General features: G+C 58.9%; 15 protein-coding genes and 5 tRNA genes. All 20 read left to right on the top strand.

Annotation, left to right across the window (positions count from 1 at the left end):
* Positions 1–785 precede the first annotated feature (785 nt).
* The 20 genes from DKK67_RS20185 (at position 786) to rpoB (ending at position 18,011) form a co-directional block, all read left to right on the top strand.
* Entirely contained in the window at positions 786–1,973 is a 1,188-nt protein-coding gene (locus DKK67_RS20185) for a hypothetical protein (RefSeq protein ID WP_111498328.1), read from the top strand.
* A 96-nt stretch (positions 1,974–2,069) separates the two neighbouring features.
* Positions 2,070–3,041, top strand: coding sequence for a hypothetical protein (locus tag DKK67_RS20180; RefSeq protein WP_228160720.1), 972 nt, complete (start codon positions 2,070–2,072; stop codon positions 3,039–3,041).
* An 89-nt stretch (positions 3,042–3,130) separates the two neighbouring features.
* The gene (locus tag DKK67_RS20175; protein WP_407657899.1) at positions 3,131–3,607 is read left to right on the top strand and encodes a hypothetical protein; all 477 of its coding nucleotides are present in this window, start codon (positions 3,131–3,133) and stop codon (positions 3,605–3,607) included.
* Positions 3,608–3,636: 29 nt separating this feature from the next.
* Complete coding sequence (locus DKK67_RS20170) at positions 3,637–6,027, top strand: DUF6160 family protein (RefSeq protein ID WP_228160719.1); 2,391 nt, start codon at positions 3,637–3,639, stop codon at positions 6,025–6,027.
* 108 nt (positions 6,028–6,135) lie between these two features.
* Positions 6,136–7,104 carry a biotin--[acetyl-CoA-carboxylase] ligase gene (locus DKK67_RS20165; RefSeq protein ID WP_204355884.1) on the top strand — a complete coding sequence of 323 codons (969 nt, stop codon included), beginning with the start codon at positions 6,136–6,138 and terminating at the stop codon, positions 7,102–7,104.
* Complete coding sequence (locus DKK67_RS20160; protein WP_111498325.1) at positions 7,101–7,832, top strand: type III pantothenate kinase; 732 nt, start codon at positions 7,101–7,103, stop codon at positions 7,830–7,832. Before DKK67_RS20165 ends, DKK67_RS20160 begins: the two co-directional genes overlap by 4 nt.
* The gene (locus tag DKK67_RS20155) at positions 7,829–8,587 is read left to right on the top strand and encodes an SPOR domain-containing protein (RefSeq protein WP_162628891.1); all 759 of its coding nucleotides are present in this window, start codon (positions 7,829–7,831) and stop codon (positions 8,585–8,587) included. The genes DKK67_RS20160 and DKK67_RS20155 overlap by 4 nt, the downstream gene beginning before the upstream one ends.
* Positions 8,588–8,618: 31 nt before the next feature.
* Positions 8,619–8,694 (top strand) — tRNA-Thr (locus tag DKK67_RS20150).
* Positions 8,695–8,736: 42 nt separating this feature from the next.
* Positions 8,737–8,820: transfer RNA gene (locus DKK67_RS20145), tRNA-Tyr, on the top strand.
* Positions 8,821–8,830: 10 nt separating this feature from the next.
* Positions 8,831–8,905 (top strand) — tRNA-Gly (locus DKK67_RS20140).
* 21 nt (positions 8,906–8,926) lie between these two features.
* A tRNA-Thr gene (locus tag DKK67_RS20135) sits at positions 8,927–9,002 on the top strand.
* A 53-nt stretch (positions 9,003–9,055) separates the two neighbouring features.
* Complete coding sequence (gene tuf / locus DKK67_RS20130) at positions 9,056–10,252, top strand: elongation factor Tu (protein ID WP_111498314.1); 1,197 nt, start codon at positions 9,056–9,058, stop codon at positions 10,250–10,252.
* Between the two features lie 21 nt (positions 10,253–10,273).
* Positions 10,274–10,349: transfer RNA gene (locus tag DKK67_RS20125), tRNA-Trp, on the top strand.
* A gap of 33 nt (positions 10,350–10,382) precedes the next feature.
* Positions 10,383–10,751 (top strand): preprotein translocase subunit SecE, encoded by a 369-nt coding sequence (gene secE / locus DKK67_RS20120; RefSeq protein ID WP_111498323.1) that lies wholly within the window; start codon positions 10,383–10,385, stop codon positions 10,749–10,751.
* A 15-nt stretch (positions 10,752–10,766) separates the two neighbouring features.
* Complete coding sequence (gene nusG, locus DKK67_RS20115; protein WP_111498322.1) at positions 10,767–11,300, top strand: transcription termination/antitermination protein NusG; 534 nt, start codon at positions 10,767–10,769, stop codon at positions 11,298–11,300.
* Positions 11,301–11,401: 101 nt separating this feature from the next.
* On the top strand, positions 11,402–11,833 hold the full coding sequence (gene rplK / locus DKK67_RS20110; protein ID WP_111498321.1) for a 50S ribosomal protein L11: 432 nt from the start codon (positions 11,402–11,404) through the stop codon (positions 11,831–11,833).
* 1 nt (position 11,834) lies between these two features.
* Positions 11,835–12,533 carry a 50S ribosomal protein L1 gene (gene rplA, locus DKK67_RS20105; protein WP_111498320.1) on the top strand — a complete coding sequence of 233 codons (699 nt, stop codon included), beginning with the start codon at positions 11,835–11,837 and terminating at the stop codon, positions 12,531–12,533.
* A 251-nt stretch (positions 12,534–12,784) separates the two neighbouring features.
* Positions 12,785–13,315 (top strand): 50S ribosomal protein L10, encoded by a 531-nt coding sequence (gene rplJ / locus DKK67_RS20100; RefSeq protein ID WP_111498319.1) that lies wholly within the window; start codon positions 12,785–12,787, stop codon positions 13,313–13,315.
* 39 nt (positions 13,316–13,354) lie between these two features.
* Positions 13,355–13,732, top strand: a complete 378-nt coding sequence (gene rplL / locus DKK67_RS20095) for a 50S ribosomal protein L7/L12 (RefSeq protein ID WP_111498318.1) — start codon at positions 13,355–13,357, stop codon at positions 13,730–13,732.
* A gap of 202 nt (positions 13,733–13,934) precedes the next feature.
* On the top strand, positions 13,935–18,011 hold the full coding sequence (gene rpoB, locus DKK67_RS20090) for a DNA-directed RNA polymerase subunit beta (protein ID WP_111498333.1): 4,077 nt from the start codon (positions 13,935–13,937) through the stop codon (positions 18,009–18,011).
* Positions 18,012–18,039: the final 28 nt, after the last annotated feature.

Here is an 18,039-nt window from a genome sequence, read left to right as displayed (position 1 = left end):
GGATACGTGGGTCTCTGTCACTACAACGGCCCCATGCGACAAGCTCGCCAACGGCGAGCGCAGGACGTCGGAGCCTGCGACGACGGGCCCGAAGGGCCGAACGCCGCCAGGCGTGAGCACAGTAGGTCATCGTCACGCCGGAAATGGCGTAAAGGCTCCTAATACAAAACCCCAGCACGGCAACGTGCTGGGGTTTTTATTGGCCTCACAAAAGTGACCTGCGGGGTGAGTAAGCCGGTGCCGCAGGCAACCGGAGCACCGCTCCGGTAGGCTCGCACGAGCGGTCCGTCCCCGGGCCGCTCCGGGTCATCGTCCGCAGCGCTCCGCGCTGCCGGCCCAGACCTCACGCTTGCGACGACGGGCCCGAAGGGCCGAACGCCGCCAGGCGTGAGCACAGTAGGTCATCGCCACACCGGATAGGGCGTAACGGCCCCGAATACCAGCCCCCAGCACGGCAACGTGCTGAGGTTTTGTATTAGCCTCACAAAAGTGACCTACGATCGGCAAGACCCAATGCCCAACAGTCCCCACTCGCGAGCAACACGCGGTGCGCAACCCGCCAAAGCCTACCAGGCCCCATGGCTCATCTCGGCTCCCTAAAAACTGTCCAACAATCCCCTCAAATATCCATTCTTTGACAGCGCGCACAGTGACTCACCGCTGTTCTCTTTACCATGGCCTTAAAACGACACAAAAAATAACAAATATCATCAGAGACACTCATGCTCAAAACCACTGATAACGGCGCCCAGGAAGAACAACGCGTCGAGGGATGAGATGTCAGTATGTCCAGAACACTCTGTGCGATCGCATTTTGCCTTGCGGCGGCGTCGCTGAAAGCTGAACTGATGCCGATCAGTGATCACGCGATGTCGCAAATCACCGGTCAGGCGTTCATCTCGGTTGACCGACAGCTACACCCGGCTGCCGATAACGCCACCTCCTACACGCGGGTGAACCTGGGAATGGATATCGAGCTACAGACCAACGTCGACACGTTCGAGCTTGGTCGGTATGAGCGTGAGGGCGAGGCCGTGGGCACGTCTGACGTTCTGATCGATAATTTTTCTCTCGGTTACATCTACGATGCCGAGTACTTCCAGCGCAATCCGGACGCCGCTCGTCAGGTGAAGGCCGATGGCAGCAGCTACCGGCAAGGGGAAATAGTCCCGTTCCAGATATCAAATCCGTACCTGGAATTTGCCTACGACGAATCCACGGAGGAGATCGTTGGCTTCCGTTTCGGTTTTGGGGAAGCCCAGGGCGTGCTGTCCGGGCAGATTCAGGCGCTTACCGGCAGCATCAATATCGATATTCTCGATCAGGGCGAAGGGCTCCAGGCCGCGGACTCGAACGGCAACCTGTTTGACCAGCTGGTGGGATACCTGACGCCTGTCCTGGCCGGCGGCAGTCCGCTGAAAACCAAGGCGCAGCTGGTGCAGGGCGACCCGGACCGTGCCCATTACGGGGCGCTCGACCCGATTCGTTCCGAGTATATCGGGGTGCCCAACGGTGAGAGATTCATTCTCGAAGACGTGAATTTCCTGGTGGCCGGGCTGATCGACATCATTTCCCCAACGCTCAGCTCCGAGCTGTACACGGAGAACTGCTCATTGCTGGGTGGGTGCGATGTGGTGGTGGTCGCCCAGCAGTGTGAAGTGCTGGGTATTGAAGCCTGCTTTGACCTCGGCATTTACAACAGTATGCCGGTGGGGGAGATCGAGGAGATTAACGGCCAGCGCCAGATTGTGGATGCGAAGGACGGTGCGTTCATTTCGTTCCAGACCAGGGATCTCGAGTACCTGGCGGATGTCGCCAAATCCAACCCGTCACCGGAAGACTTTATCAAGGCCACGGCCGGTGCGTTCTTCAATATTCCCAACGGTGCGGTGACCGTCAATCTCGAAGAGGCGTTGACCGGTATTGAAGGGCAGCGCCGCGAATACATCGATCGCGGCGTGGGGCTGTTCTGAATCGGCCAAGGAGGTTAGGGCATGATGTGTAACAGGATCTCCCAATTACTGTGTGCCGCGCTCCTGGCCGTCCTGGCAGGGGACGCCCTGGCCGATTTGCGGGATCTGTCCGACGCTGAGCTCTCCGAGGTCGACGGCGCGGGAATGGGGCTGGTGTTGGAGGGCTTCAAGTTTGCGCACGGGACGGATATCGAGAACGGCCAGATTTTTCGCATCGGGGGCATCAAGAGTTCCCAGGGCGAAGACGTCGAGATCATCGTCAACAAGCTGTATATCGCGGCTGCCGGAAGCAATTACGGTGGAACGTTGGAGCCGGTCAATCTCGGGCGGCTGATCAATCCGTATCGAATCGATGTGGTCGATGGCGACGATATCGGTGTGCCGGACAAGGCGGTGCTTGAGTTCGCGGCGCCCCGCAAAATGGCGAACGCCGAGGGGTACGACTGCATGAGCGCTTCCGCGGGCGCCGGTAGCGGCACCTGTGCCAGCCGGCCGGCCACTGCCGATCTGCCCCAGGGGGAGCGCCCGGATATCGGCCTTCAGCTGAACTTCACTGTCGGCGAGCAGGCATCCGCCAACATTAATGTCCACGCCCAGAGTGCCGTCATAGACGGCAGCGTCATACGCTTATGGGGCGATGACGAGCGCAACCAACTGGTTGGACAGTTCAAACTGAATTTCTATACGCCGGAACTGTCCATCAACGCCTGTGACCAGGATACCACCGTGTGTGGGTCTCGCATCCTGCTGCGTGATTTCGCTCTCGAGCTTGCCCTGGGCAATGCGCTGCAGCCCATGTACCTGGATGTGGATGGTTCGGGTAATTTCGTGCTCGAAGTCGAGCGCATCCGGCAACCGCTCGCCGGGGAAATCGGTTCCGATGGATTGCGGGCGAGCAGCGACGGCGATGCCTGGGACTACTACGAGGGCTACTACACCAATCCCGAATACCGCAGTAGCGTCACCATCGGCAACCTGACCGTTGGCGACCGCGATTTCGGATCGGGTCAGATCAAAGGCATGTTGATCCAGCATCTGAAGATCAGGACGAAGGACCTGGCGCCATGAGAGGGATTCGACGGATGACCCGAGGGGGATGGATTTTGGGGATGGCGCTTCCGGGGCTTGCCGCATTCACGATGAGCGCCGGCGCGGAAATGAAGCAGCTGAATGACCAGGCGCTGGCCGACGTGTCCGGCCGCGGCGGCATCTATCTGTCCGGGGATATCAGCATTAACGAAGATGGCGGCCCCATCCAGAACACCTACTTTGGCAGTTGTTCCGAGGCGGAGAAGCGTTGCGGCGCACGGTTGGCCTATCAACTGAAACAGGATGGCGGGTGGATGGTTCTCGACGACTTCCGCGGTATGTTTGCGTTCGAAGGCCTGACGCTGCGCGTGCGGCATGTTGATTCCGGCTTCGGGGGCGACGGAGCGCTGTTCAACGGCGACGTTCTCGAAGTGGGGCTGCCCAATGTGGTTCGGTACGACGCCGTCAACTTCAAGGTGGCGACCAGCAGCACGGCGCGACCGACGGATCCGGGGTTTCAGCAAACCGATATCTTCGCCATCGAGATGCAGGGCGACGTGGTACTGGAAGGTAACCTGCTCGTGTTTCCCTCGGGCAATCCGTAAGCGGAACAATGATCAGTGGGAGTGATGCCATGAACGTGCGGCACATGAGCCAGCGATGCCTTTGTTCGATTCTGGCGCTTTCGCCGGGGGTGCTTGAGGCCGAGTTACAGCGTCTCAATGACGCGGATCTTGCCGGCATTCAGGGGCAGTCGGGCATCACCATGGAACTGGACCTGGCCGCCGAGGCCAACCGGTTGTCCTACTCTGATGACGGCAATGGCATCCACCTGGAGGGCTTGAGGATCGGCTCGGCCTCAGACCCCGAGGGCCATGCGCGGCAGATCTACACGGTGGATGTTTTGCCGGACGCCGGTTTGAATCTTGAGTACCAGGTCCGTGATCGTCGAATCGAATTTGCCGATATACGACTCGATGGGGCAGCCGGCACCAGCATGGGCGGCATCTTCTTCGACCACGATCTGGACGGTAACCTGCGGCTGTCACCGGGCGGCGCCCTGGGCGACGCCGGATACCGTTTTGATGTGGCCTATGAGCTGAATAACGGGCGTCTGGGTTATCGCACCAACGGTAACGAGATTTTCCTCGACGGTGTCGCCATGCAGGTCGAGGCGCCGGGTTCCACCCTGGATGTCGTCGACTCGTCACTGCGCCTGTCGTCGCCGTCGGTCGTGGGCGCCTACAGCGTCGACGCGATCCGTTTTAGCGGCAACCCGTTAAACCACGGCGTCAGCGTGGAAGCCTCCAGTGGCGAATGGCTTCCCAGTTACGGTTCCCTGGCCGGCAGCTATGATCTTGCCACCGAGACAAGCCTCACGGCGGGTGGGCGATTTGGTGCGGAAGGCTTCCGCATCGACAGTCAGACGACAGTCAACAGCGCCGATTTTATCTACAGCGATGACGGCTACGAGCTGGCCCTGCTGGGGATCAGTGGAGCCTACAGCATCGACAACCTGGCCTTCGACGTCGCTCCGGACTGGCGGGGGCGGCCGTCCCTGGCGCTGACCGTCGACCAACTGCAGGGCGACCTGGCGATTCAGCGCCTGGAGCTTGGCGACGCCGATGCCAACCTGGGGCAGGTCAATCTGCAGTTCCTGTTTGCGGATCAGACCATCGGGGGCCGGTCATACACCAACGCCGTTTACCTGCAAGGCGGCGGCCATGAGGATGCCGGTCCCCAGGGGCTGCGTCTGGCCACGCAGTGGAGTCTGGCCGACGCCAGTCTGGCCTACACCGAAGACGGTAATACGGTCCGGTTCAGCGGATTGCAGTCCTGGGGGCAGGGGGATATCACCGTCAACGTCACGCGCGACGAAACCCTCAATGGCACGGCTTTTTACGACGGCATTCGTTTAGGGTTCGAAGGTGTTGACGGAGGCTATCGCCTCAACGGATTGCGTGTGGGGGGCGACGATGCGCCCCTGCAAGGTGGCACTGAGTTGCTACTGGCGCTGGGTGTTTTTCCGGCCTATGACTTCGAGGTGGATGGCCACCTGACGATCGGGCCGGGCGGTGCCTCGGGCGAGGGGCTGACGATCAACTCCGATATCCAGATCCGCAACGGCCGTGCGGCCCTGATCGCGGCTCCTTATGACGAAGGAAACGGTGTCGTGCCCCAGCAGGGGCTGTGGGCTACCCAGTTGAGCTATGACGGCCACCTGCGGGACATGACGGTGGATGTGACGGCGGACGGCCTGGCTATTGTGAAAGGGGAGGCCTGGGGCGCGATGGATATCGGTAACCTGCGAGTTGGCGACAAAAACGACGGTGCCAGCTTTGGACGGATCGTGGTGCAGAACTACGAGCAGGGCAGCGCCATGACCCTCTCGGCGGGCGGCGCGGGCAACGTGTGTGTCGGCGGCTCCGGCGTGGATGCAACATCATGCTCGGCCAGTGGCGGCCATTGGGAGGCCCGGGGTGACGAAGGGGTGACCGTAGCGCTGAAACAGATATACGCCCGTGCGGTGAGTAACAATCGGCGCAACGCGATTACCTGGGAGACCCACCGTAGCGAGGGCGCAAATGGCCCGGTGAACGGTACCGGCACGCAACTGGTCCTCGACGACATTCATACCAGTGACGGCGTTGATAGCGACGGGGACGGGCAGGAAGATAACCTTTACGGTATCCGGACGGATCTCTCTGTGGACATATACCGGACCCGCGTCGTGAAGAAGGACGACGGCGTCGATAGCAACGGCGTTGTCGGCAATCGCGGGGATGAGAAGATCATGGATGCCGGTGCCGCGGCGGGCTACCGCTATGTGGCTTCGCCCTCCAGTGAAGAACGGGCTGATCGGCCCCTGGGCTTTGCCGTCCAGGCACATTCGCGATTCAAGGAGCTGGCCATCGAACGGATCGATCTGGTCCATCCCGCCGGGGGCGCAGCCACCGCCATACATGGCGTCAGGCTGCAGAACCTGGATCTGCGTGCGAACCTGACCGCAACTCCGATCCAGTAGGGCGGCGCTTGCGGTTCCGAATCAGTATGATGCTCGCTGTTTTGTCTTTTGGGCGTGGCTGTTGTTTAATCCGGCCATTGTCCCGCGATCTGGCTGGCGAGTGTATAGATGATGAAAGAAAAACCGCTGCTTTCCATTCTGGCCGATGGGGAATGGCATTCCGGTGAAGATCTGGCCCAGGCGCTGGGTGTTAGCCGTACCGCTGTCTGGAAACAACTGAACCGGTTGATGGAGCAGGGGGTTGGCGTAGAACGGCTGCGTGGAAAGGGGTACCGGCTGACCGATCGCATCGATCTGCTCGATGCGGAGCGTATCGTCACACAGCTGCCCGATCGTCACCGGCAGGCTCTTCACCTGGATGTGTTCGACACCATCGACTCCACCAATGCCTACCTGATGCAGGGTGCTGATCTGCCTGGCAAGTTGGTGCGCGCCTGCCTGGCCGATCGCCAGGAGCAGGGTCGGGGGCGGCGGGGGCGGCCGTGGTCCAGCCCGCCGGGCGAGAATGTCTACTTGAGTATGGCGTTACGTCTGCAGGGTGGCTTTGCGGCTCTGGAAGGCCTGAGCCTGGTGGTCGGTGTCGCCGTCGCCCGGGCCCTTGAGTCGCTGGGGCTCGAACGTGCCGCGCTGAAGTGGCCCAATGATGTGTTGGTCGACAACCGCAAGCTGGCCGGCATCCTGATCGAGCTTCAGGGTGAGTTGGAAGGTGCGGCAGGCGTGATCATTGGCATTGGCATCAATACCCACATGTCGGACCGGGACCAGGCCATCGATCAGCCCTGGATCAGCCTGGACGGGGCCGCGCCCGACGTAGAGTGGCACCGTAACGATGTGGTTGCCGCGGTGATTCGCGAAACCCTCGATGTACTCGACAGCTTCGAGGGCAGTGGCTTCGCTGCCTGGCGCGATCAGTGGCAGAGTCGTGATGCTTTCTTCGGTCAACGGTTGCGCACAGAGCCTGACGGAGATGAAGGTTTAGGTGCGGGTATTGACGCGAGCGGTGCCTATCTTCTCGATATCGACGGGCGGCACAAGCCGCTGCGAGCCGGCGAACTCAGTTTGCGGCGCCGGGTATGAGCTATCTGTTGGTTGACGCCGGCAACAGTCGGATCAAGTGGCGTGCACGTTCCGACGATGGGCAGTACCTTGACGGTGCTGGTCCTATGGGTGACGGTGGGCTGTTCGGTTCCCTTTCAGGCCACCCCATTGACGCGATTGCCGTTTCCACTGTCATTTCCGAGGCGGCTCGTGAAACTCTGTCTCGCAAGCTCCGTGACCAATTCGGTGTCGCTCCCGCCTTTTACTGGCCCCGGGTGTCCGAGTGCGGCGTCCGTTGTGCCTACGCCCGTCCCGAGACAATGGGTGCGGATCGCTGGCACGCTATGATCGGTGCCTGGCAGGCCGCGCGGGAGCCGCTGATGGTGGTGGATGCCGGGAGCGCTCTGACCATCGACCTGGTGGATGCCGGAGGGGGACATCTCGGCGGCTTTATTCTGCCCGGCCAGCGCCTGATGCGTGAATCCCTCGAGGATAAGACCGCTCGTGTCAGCTTCGGCGACGCCCTGTCCCTCGATACCTCTCCCGGCCAGAGTACCGATGCCTGTGTGCGCAATGGGCTCAGCTGGTTGTGGACCGGTGTCATTGAGCGAATCGACAAGCTGCGAGAGCAGCATCGCCTTGAGCGGATCTTCGTCACCGGTGGCGACGCTGAGGCGCTTTTGCAACTCGGATTGCAGGCTCAGTGGCGGCCGTCACTGGTGCTTGATGGGCTTGAATGCGTCGCCCGAGCGGGAATGCGGTCATGAAGTGGCTGATCGTCGCCCTGCTTCTGGTGAATGGACTATTGGTCCTGGCCGCTGTGGAGTGGAGTCCTCCCGGCGCGTTGGATGTGGCGGGGGCAGAGGGCAAACTGCCCCGGGTCGGCGATCTTAAGTTGGCATCGAGCTCACCTGAGGCAAATCCGTCGGGTGACAAGCCCCGGTTGAAAGCGGCGCCCGTCGAGGCGGTAAAGCCAGAGGTGCCGCGGGAGGCATTAGCCTCGGACGGCGATTCGGGCGCGCATGCTGAGGATCGACATTGCTTCACGGTTCCCGGGTTTGAAAGCAGGGCGGAGGCCCGGGCGTTTGCGAAAGGGTTGAACCTGGATGACGAGGGCATTCGGGTTGAGCCGCAGCGCGAGGTGTCTTCCCCCTATCACTGGGTCCTGATACCGCCCCTGCCGGGCCGGGATGCAGCCTTGCAGCGACTGGAGGAGCTTCAGCGCGGCGGTGTCGACAGCTATCTCGTTACCGAGGGCGAGTACCGCAATGCCATATCCCTGGGGCTGTTTGAGTCCGAAACCCTGGCATCTGACCTAAATGCCAGATTTCAGATGAAAAATATTGAAACGGTACTGGTCAACGTGGACCGAAATCAGATAAGCTACGCGCTCGTTTTTGAGGCCAGTCCGGGCCAGGATCTAGAGCAGATCGCACGGGCAGCCGAGCGAGTATCCGGTGATTCGGAATTGGGTGAAAAAGCTGTTTGTGAAGGTGTTGCATCACCCAATAAAAATCCGTAGTATACCGGCCTCGCTGATGAGGCGAATGTGAGCTGGCGTAGCTCAGTTGGTAGAGCAGCTGACTTGTAATCAGCAGGTCGGGGGTTCGATTCCGTCCGCCAGCTCCACTTTTTGCTTTTTGAGTTTGCGCGCTGCGGGCGTGTAAATTTGGAGGGGTTCCCGAGTGGCCAAAGGGATCAGACTGTAAATCTGACGCGAAAGCTTCGCAGGTTCGAATCCTGCCCCCTCCACCACTAATTGCTCGCGGGCATCGTATAGTGGCTATTACCTCAGCCTTCCAAGCTGATGACGCGGGTTCGATTCCCGCTGCCCGCTCCAATTTGGAAAGTGAAGCAGTATGCTCATGTAGCTCAGTCGGTAGAGCACATCCTTGGTAAGGATGAGGTCGGCGGTTCAAATCCGCCCATGAGCTCCATTATTTATCCGGTCAACGTCGCTCGATGAGAGTTGATTAGGGGGATAGGTCGAATGTCTAAAGAAAAATTTGAGCGTAGTAAACCGCACGTGAACGTGGGCACCATTGGTCACGTTGACCATGGTAAGACCACGCTGACAGCCGCTCTGACTCGTGTGTGTCACGAAGTATGGGGTACCGGTTCTGCAAGTGCTTTCGACCAGATCGATAACGCACCGGAAGAGAAGGCGCGTGGTATCACCATCGCGACCTCTCACGTTGAGTACGATTCCCCGACGCGTCACTACGCACACGTTGACTGCCCGGGCCACGCCGACTACGTGAAGAACATGATCACCGGTGCGGCGCAGATGGACGGCGCTATCCTGGTTTGCTCCGCAGCTGACGGCCCCATGCCGCAGACTCGCGAGCACATCCTGCTGTCTCGTCAGGTGGGCGTTCCGTTCATCGTTGTGTTCCTGAACAAGGCGGACATGGTCGATGACGAAGAGCTGCTGGAGCTGGTCGAGATGGAAGTTCGTGACCTGCTGAGCCAGTACGACTTCCCGGGCGACGACACTCCGATCGTCACCGGTTCCGCGCTGATGGCGCTGGAAGGCAAGGATGACAACGAAATGGGTACTACCGCTGTCAAGAAGCTGGTAGAAGCCTTGGACGAGTACATCCCTGAGCCGGAGCGTGCGATCGATCAGCCGTTCCTGATGCCGATCGAGGACGTCTTCTCCATCTCCGGTCGGGGTACTGTTGTGACCGGTCGTGTTGAGCGTGGCGTGATCAAGGTTGGTGACGAAGTGGAAATCGTGGGTATTCGCGACACCACCAAGACCACCTGTACCGGCGTTGAGATGTTCCGCAAGCTGCTCGACGAAGGTCGTGCCGGCGAGAACGTTGGTGTTCTGCTGCGTGGTACCAAGCGTGACGACGTTGAGCGTGGTCAGGTTCTGGCGGTACCGGGTTCCATTACCCCGCACACCAAGTTCGAGTCAGAAGTTTACGTTCTGAGCAAGGAAGAGGGTGGTCGTCACACCCCGTTCTTCAAAGGCTACCGTCCGCAGTTCTACTTCCGTACGACTGACGTGACCGGTTCCTGCGAACTGCCGGAAGGTGTAGAGATGGTTATGCCGGGTGACAACGTCAAGCTGGTTGCCACTCTGATTGCTCCGATCGCCATGGAAGAAGGTCTGCGCTTCGCGATTCGTGAAGGCGGCCGTACCGTTGGCGCCGGTGTTGTAGCCAAGATTATTGAATAAGCACCAGGCAAGTTTAGGTGCAGGCCAGTAGCTCAATTGGCAGAGCAGCGGTCTCCAAAACCGCAGGTTGGGGGTTCGATTCCCTCCTGGCCTGCCATTTTCAATCCTTGGGATACAAAAGCTGATTCCTATGGAGTCTAAAGCACAACCGACAGCCGGTCGCTTCGATATTCTGAAGTGGCTGGTTGTTTTTGTCTTAATTGCCGCCGGTGTTGTGGGCAATCTGTATTTCGGAGCCGAGTCCCTTCTGTATCGGGTGCTCGGTCTTGTTGCGCTTGCGCTCGTCGCTGCCTTCGTGGCGCTGCAGACAGATCGCGGTCGTCGCTTTGCGTTGCTGCTGAAAGAAGCGCGTGTCGAAATACGGAAAGTGGTATGGCCGACGCGTCCGGAGCTGGTTCAAACGACTTTTATTGTCGTTGCTTTCGTGCTGGTTGTGGCTCTCATTCTCTGGGGTATGGACTCGTTGATCAGTTGGTTGGTCTCCGGGGTAATCGGGTAACGTTGGAGAGAAGCGATGGCTAAGCGCTGGTACGTCGTGCATGCTTATTCAGGCTTTGAGAAGCACGTAATGCGCACTCTCCGTGAGCGTGTTGCCCTGAATGGTCTCGAAGAGCGATTTGGTGAAATCCTGGTCCCGACCGAAGAAGTGGTCGAGATGCGGGACGGCAAGAAGCGCAAGAGTGAGCGTAAGTTCTATCCTGGCTACGTGCTCGTTCAGATGGAAATGGACGACGAAACCTGGCACATGGTGAAAAATACGCCGCGGGTTCTTGGCTTTATCGGCGGTACGAAAGACAAGCCGGCGCCCATCACCGAAAAAGAGGCGGAAGCGATTCTTCAGCGCGTTGAGAGCGGTGTTGATAAGCCCAAACCCAAGACGCTGTTTGAGCCAGGCGAAATTGTCCGCGTTATCGAAGGTCCGTTTGCAGACTTTAATGGCGTGGTCGAAGAGGTTGACTACGACAAGAGTCGTGTTAAGGTCGCCGTCCTTATTTTTGGTCGCTCAACGCCTGTTGAGCTGGAGTTTGGTCAAGTCGAGAAAGACTGATCACAGAGATTTAGCGGGAAGCTCGCGCACTATTGTGACGCGGGCTTTTTGTGTCTGAGGAAGGGGAGCCGAAAGGCGTTTGAACCCATTAGGAGTAAATCATGGCAAAGAAAATCGAAGCGTATATCAAGCTTCAGGTTGCAGCCGGTCAAGCTAACCCGAGCCCCCCGGTGGGTCCGGCTCTGGGTCAGCACGGTGTCAACATCATGGAGTTCTGTAAGGCGTTTAACGCACAGACTCAAGGTATCGAGCCGGGCCTGCCGACTCCCGTTGTTATCACTGTATACAGCGATCGCAGCTTTACCTTCATCACCAAGACGCCGCCGGCTTCCGTTCTGTTGAAGAAGGCCGCTGGTATCAAGAGTGGTTCAAGCCGCCCGAACACCGACAAAGTCGGTACGGTGACTCGTGAGCAGCTTGAAGAAATTGCCAAGACCAAGGAGCCGGATCTCACGGCTGCCGACATGGACGCCGCTGTTCGCACTATCGCGGGCACTGCGCGTAGCATGGGTCTGAACGTGGAGGGCGTGTGATATGGCGAAGTTGAGCAAGCGTCAAAAGCTGATTCGTGAAAAAGTTGAGTCCACTCGCGCCTACTCCGTCGACGAAGCCGTTTCCCTGCTGGTAGAGCTGGGTGGCAACGTCAAGTTCAAGGAGTCCATCGACGTTTCCGTAAACCTGGGCGTTGACGCACGTAAATCCGACCAGGTTGTTCGCAGTTCTACGGTTCTGCCCAACGGCACTGGCAAGAGCGTGCGCGTTGCCGTCTTCACCCAGGGTGCCAATGCCGAGAAGGCAACGGCTGCCGGTGCGGATGTTGTCGGCATGGACGATCTGGCCGAAGAAGTGAAGAAGGGCAACATGGATTTTGACGTGGTTATCGCCACGCCGGACGCCATGCGTGTCGTTGGTCAGCTGGGTCAGATCCTGGGGCCGCGCGGCCTGATGCCGAACCCGAAAGTCGGCACCGTAACCCCGGATGTGGAAGCGGCTGTTCAGAACGCCAAGGCGGGTCAGGTTCGTTACCGGACCGACAAGAACGGCATCATCCACGCTCCGATGGGTAATGTTGAATTCTCTGCCCAGGCCATCAAGGAAAACCTTGAAGCCCTGCTGGCGGATCTTAAAAAGGCCAAGCCTTCATCGGCGAAGGGCGTTTACCTGAAGAAGGTAACTCTGTCCTCCACGATGGGGCCGGGCCTGACTATCGATCAGAGCGGTCTGGCTATCTGATCCCTGTTCGATAGAACCTTTGTAGTCTAGGCGGAAGCCAAGGCTGTCAAAGACCGCAGGCCCTGGAGGCGCTTAGGCGTCGAAGGGTTAAAGCAACGCCTGCGCAGACGGTGTGAAGACGTTCTCTGAACCCAAACACCGTACGGCGCCTTGAAGGATGCCGGTATCAAGGGTCTTAGGATCCGGGCCGGCGTCTGGAAAGGCAGAGATGGGTTTGCTGGCTTAGGTCAGCGAAATCAAGGAGAAATCCAGTGGCAATTCGACTCGAAGACAAGAAGGCGATCGTCGCTGAAGTCAACGAGACTGCCGGTGGTGCTCTGTCTGTCGTTCTGGCCGATTACCGTGGTATCACCTCCGGTGATATGACGACTTTGCGTGCCAAGGCTCGTGCCGAGAACGTCCGCTTGAAGGTTGTTCGTAACAACCTGGCCAAGCGGGCCATCGAAGGTACTGAGTTCGAGTGCATCAAAGACGCACTGGTCGGACCGACAATTCTGGCGTTCTCAATGGAAGATCCGGGCGCAGGCGCACGTCTGCTGAAGGATTTCGCCAAAGAGAGCGAGGTGTTCGAAATTAAAGGTTTGGCTGTCGGCGGTGAGCTGATGGGCGCAGACCAAATCGATCGCCTGGCCAAGCTGCCGACGCGCCACGAAGCGCTGTCCATGCTGGCCGCCGTTACACAGGCACCGATCACCAAGCTCGCGCGTACCCTCAACGAATTCCCGTCGAAGGTTACTCGTGCAGTCGCGGCAGTACGCGACCAGAAGCAAGACGCTGCTTGATTCTGTTGAATACGTTATTTTTAACATTTGGAGAAAGTCATGGCTCTGTCTAACGAAGACATTTTGAATGCAATCGCCGAAATGAGCGTCATGGACGTTGTCGCTCTGGTTGAAGCGATGGAAGAGAAGTTCGGTGTATCCGCTGCTGCAGCTGTTGCTGCTGCACCGGCTGCTGCCGGCGGCGAAGCTGCCGCTGCTGAAGAGCAGACCGAATTTGACGTTGTACTGACTGGTGCTGGTGACAAGAAAGTTAACGTCATCAAGGCCGTTCGCGAACTGACAGGCCTGGGCCTGAAAGAAGCGAAGGAAATGGTTGACAGCGCTCCGTCCACCGTTAAGGAAGCTGCTTCCAAGGACGACGCTGAAGAAGCCAAGAAGAAGCTTGAGGAAGCTGGCGCAGCCGTTGAGCTCAAGTAAGGGCTGGCTGTTGACCGCATACGTGCCTTAGGCATGAAATTGGCTGGTGGCAAAAGCCACCGGCCTTTTTCTGTTGTATATGCTATAACCTACAGCCCGAGTCTTGTTCGAGACGGCGCAGTTAGCCGAGCAATTCGGCCCCGAAGCAGGTAAATGTTTGCTTCTTGATACCAGGTATCAGGTCTAAAGCTGGGGAATGCAGATGACTTACTCCTACACTGAGAAAAAGCGGATTCGCAAAGACTTTAGCAAATTGCCTTCCGTTATGGATGTCCCCTATTTGCTGTCTATTCAGCTCGATTCTTACCGGGGCTTCCTGCAAATGGAAGCGGCAGCGGATTCGCGCCAGGAAACTGGATTGCACGCCGCCTTCAAATCCGTATTCCCGATTGTCAGTTACTCGGGCAACGCGGCGCTCGAATACGTGAGCTACCGCATTGGCGAGCCGGTATTTGATGTCAAGGAATGTCAGCTCCGGGGCGTGACATACGCTGCACCGCTGCGTGTGAAAGTTCGCCTGATTATTTATGACAAAGAATCGTCGAATAAGGCGATCAAAGACATTAAAGAGCAAGAAGTCTACATGGGCGAAATGCCCCTGATGACTGAGAACGGTACGTTCGTTGTTAATGGTACTGAGCGCGTTATCGTGTCTCAGCTGCACCGTTCTCCGGGTGTGTTCTTTGACCACGATAAAGGCAAGACGCACTCCTCCGGTAAATTGCTCTATTCAGCCCGGGTGATTCCTTACCGTGGTTCCTGGCTGGATTTCGAATTCGATCCGAAGGACAGCGTCTTCGTCCGGATCGACCGTCGCCGGAAGCTGCCGGCCACCATCCTGCTGCGTGCTCTCGACTTCTCGTCCGAGCAAATGCTGGACATGTTCTTCGATACCAGCAAGTTCCGTCTGGGCGAAGAGAGCTGCATGCTGGAGCTGGTCCCGAGCCGCCTGCGTGGTGATATCGCCACGTTTGACATTAAGGATCCGGACGGCAACGTCATTGTTGAGGAAGGGCGTCGCGTTACCGCACGTCATATCCGTCAGCTGGAAAAAGCCGGTATCAGCGAACTGGAAGTGCCGACCGCTTACCTCAACGGTCGTGTTACCGCCCGTGACATCGTTGACCAGTCCACCGGCGAGCTGATCCTCGAGTGCAACACCGAGCTGACCGACGAGTCCGTCGAGAAGCTGCTGGCAGCCGGCATCAAGGATCTGGAGACCCTGTACACGAACGACCTCGACTGTGGTCCGTTCATGTCAGACACCCTGCGTAACGATCCGACCCGTAACCAGCTGGAAGCGCTGGTCGAGATCTACCGCATGATGCGCCCGGGCGAGCCGCCCACCAAGGAATCGGCCGAGAACCTGTTCAACAACCTGTTCTTCTCCGATGAGCGCTACGATCTGTCCGGCGTTGGCCGGATGAAGCTGAACCGTCGTCTGGGTCGTGAAGAATCCACTGGCCCGGGCACGCTGACCAACGACGACATCATCGATGTCCTGAAGACGCTGATCTCTATCCGTAACGGTCAGGGCAACGTCGACGATATCGATAACCTGGGCAACCGTCGTATTCGCTCCGTGGGCGAGATGGCCGAGAACCAGTTCCGCGTCGGTCTGGTGCGTGTTGAGCGTGCCGTGCGCGAGCGCCTGAGCCTGGCGGAAAGCGAAGGCCTGATGCCTCAGGACCTGATCAACGCCAAGCCGGTTGCGGCGGCGGTGAAAGAGTTCTTCGGCTCCAGCCAGCTGTCCCAGTTCATGGACCAGAACAACCCGCTGTCCGAAGTCACGCACAAGCGTCGTGTTTCGGCCCTTGGTCCTGGCGGTCTGACCCGTGAGCGTGCCGGCTTCGAAGTGCGTGACGTTCACCCGACCCACTACGGTCGTGTGTGTCCGATCGAGACGCCGGAAGGCCCGAACATCGGTCTGATCAACTCCCTGGCCACCTATGCCCGGACCAACTCCTATGGTTTTCTGGAGTCTCCGTACCGCAAGGTTGTCGACGGCGTTGTGACCGACGAGATCCAGTACCTCTCCGCCATTGAGGAGAGCAACTACGTCATCGCCCAGGCGAGCGCGGCGACCGACGACAACGGCAAGCTGGTCGACGAACTGGTTACCGTGCGTCACCAGAATGAGTTTACGGTCACCCCGCCGGAGAACGTTCGTTTCATGGACGTCTCACCGCGCCAGGTTGTGTCCGTGGCAGCGTCGCTGATCCCGTTCCTCGAGCACGATGACGCGAACCGGGCCCTGATGGGTGCCAACATGCAACGTCAGGCGGTTCCGACCCTGCGTGCCGAGAAGCCGCTGGTTGGTACCGGTATCGAGCGCATCGTGGCCCAGGATTCCGGCGTTTGTGTCACCGCCCGTCGCGGTGGCCTGGTCGAAAGCGTGGATGCGGCCCGTATCGTTATTCGCGTCAACGATGACGAGACCGAGGCCGGTGATGCCGGTGTCGATATCTACAACCTGACCAAGTACACGCGTTCCAACCAGAACACGTGCATCAACCAGCGTTCCATCGTCAAGCAGGGCGAGATGATCGCTCGCGGCGACGTGCTGGCCGACGGCCCGTCCGTCGACCTGGGTGAGCTGGCGCTGGGTCAGAACATGCGCATCGCGTTCATGCCCTGGAACGGCTACAACTTCGAGGACTCCATCATGGTGTCTGAGAAGGTCGTTCAGGAAGATCGCTTTACCACCATCCACATTCAGGAACTGACCTGTGTGGCGCGTGATACCAAGCTGGGCAGCGAGGAAATCACGGCGGATATTCCGAACGTTGGTGAGAGCGCGCTGTCCAAGCTGGACGAGTCCGGCATCGTCTACATCGGTGCCGAGGTGGGTGCCGGAGATATCCTCGTGGGCAAGGTGACGCCGAAGGGTGAAACCCAGCTGACCCCGGAGGAGAAGCTGCTGCGTGCGATCTTCGGTGAGAAGGCGTCCGACGTGAAGGATACGTCTTCTCGCGTGCCAACCGGCACCCGCGGTACCGTCATCGACGTGCAGGTCTTCACTCGTGATGGTATCGAGAAGGATCAGCGTGCGCTGTCCATTGAGAAGGATCAGCTCGATCAGTTCCGCAAGGATCTGAAAGACGAGTACCGCATTGTTGAAGGCGCTACCTATGAGCGTCTGACCAATGCCCTGAAGGGGCAGGAAGTCATCAGCGGTCCGGGTCTGAAGAAAGGTGCCAAACTGGACGAGGCGTTCCTGGCGGACCTGCCGCGCGACGACTGGTTCAAGCTGCGCATGCAGGACGAGGCCCTGAACGAACTGCTGGAAAAATCCGAGCAGGCCCTGGAAGAGCGTCGCAAGGTGCACGAAGAGCGCTTTGACGACAAGAAGGGCAAGCTGCAGCAGGGCGATGACCTGGCGCCGGGCGTCCTCAAGATCGTCAAGGTTTACCTGGCGATCAAGCGTCGCATTCAGCCGGGTGACAAGATGGCTGGCCGTCACGGTAACAAGGGTGTTATCTCCGCGGTTATGCCGATCGAGGACATGCCTTACGACGAGCAGGGCAATCCGGTCGATGTGGTTCTCAACCCGCTGGGCGTTCCGTCGCGGATGAACGTCGGTCAGGTGCTTGAGACGCACCTGGGCGCTGCCGCAAAAGGGCTGGGTCACAAGATCAACGCCATGATCGCCGAGCAGAAGAAGGTGGCCGAGATGCGCGAGCTTCTGGGTGCCATCTACAACCACAGCGACGAGACCTTCGCGGTCCCGCTGGAATCTCTGTCGGACGACGAGATCATGGAGCTGGCGCGTAACCTGCGCGAAGGGGTTCCGATGGCGACCGCCGTCTTCGACGGTGCCAAGGAAGCCGAAGTGAAGCGTATGCTGGAGCTGGCCGATATGGATACCAGCGGCCAAGTCACGCTTTACGACGGCCGTACAGGTGATGAGTTTGATCGTCCGGTGACCGTGGGCTACATGTACATGCTCAAGCTCAACCACCTGATCGACGACAAGATGCACGCCCGTTCCACCGGTTCGTACAGCCTTGTAACCCAGCAGCCGCTGGGCGGTAAGGCGCAGTTCGGTGGTCAGCGCTTCGGTGAGATGGAAGTCTGGGCCCTGGAGGCCTATGGCGCAGCTTACACGCTGCAGGAAATGCTCACCGTCAAGTCTGACGACGTGAACGGTCGGACGAAGATGTACAAGAACATTGTCGATGGTGACCATCGCATGGAGCCGGGTATGCCCGAATCCTTCAACGTTCTTGTCAAGGAAATCCGCTCGCTGGGTATCGACATCGAGCTGGAATCCGACTGAGCCGAATTGTTTTTTGGCAGCGTGAGCG

It is taken from the genome of Marinobacter bohaiensis (assembly GCF_003258515.1).
In the GTDB taxonomy this organism is placed as follows: domain Bacteria; phylum Pseudomonadota; class Gammaproteobacteria; order Pseudomonadales; family Oleiphilaceae; genus Marinobacter_A; species Marinobacter_A bohaiensis.
Note: the sequence above shows the minus strand (reverse complement) of the source record. Positions and strands in the feature narration are given on the sequence as shown.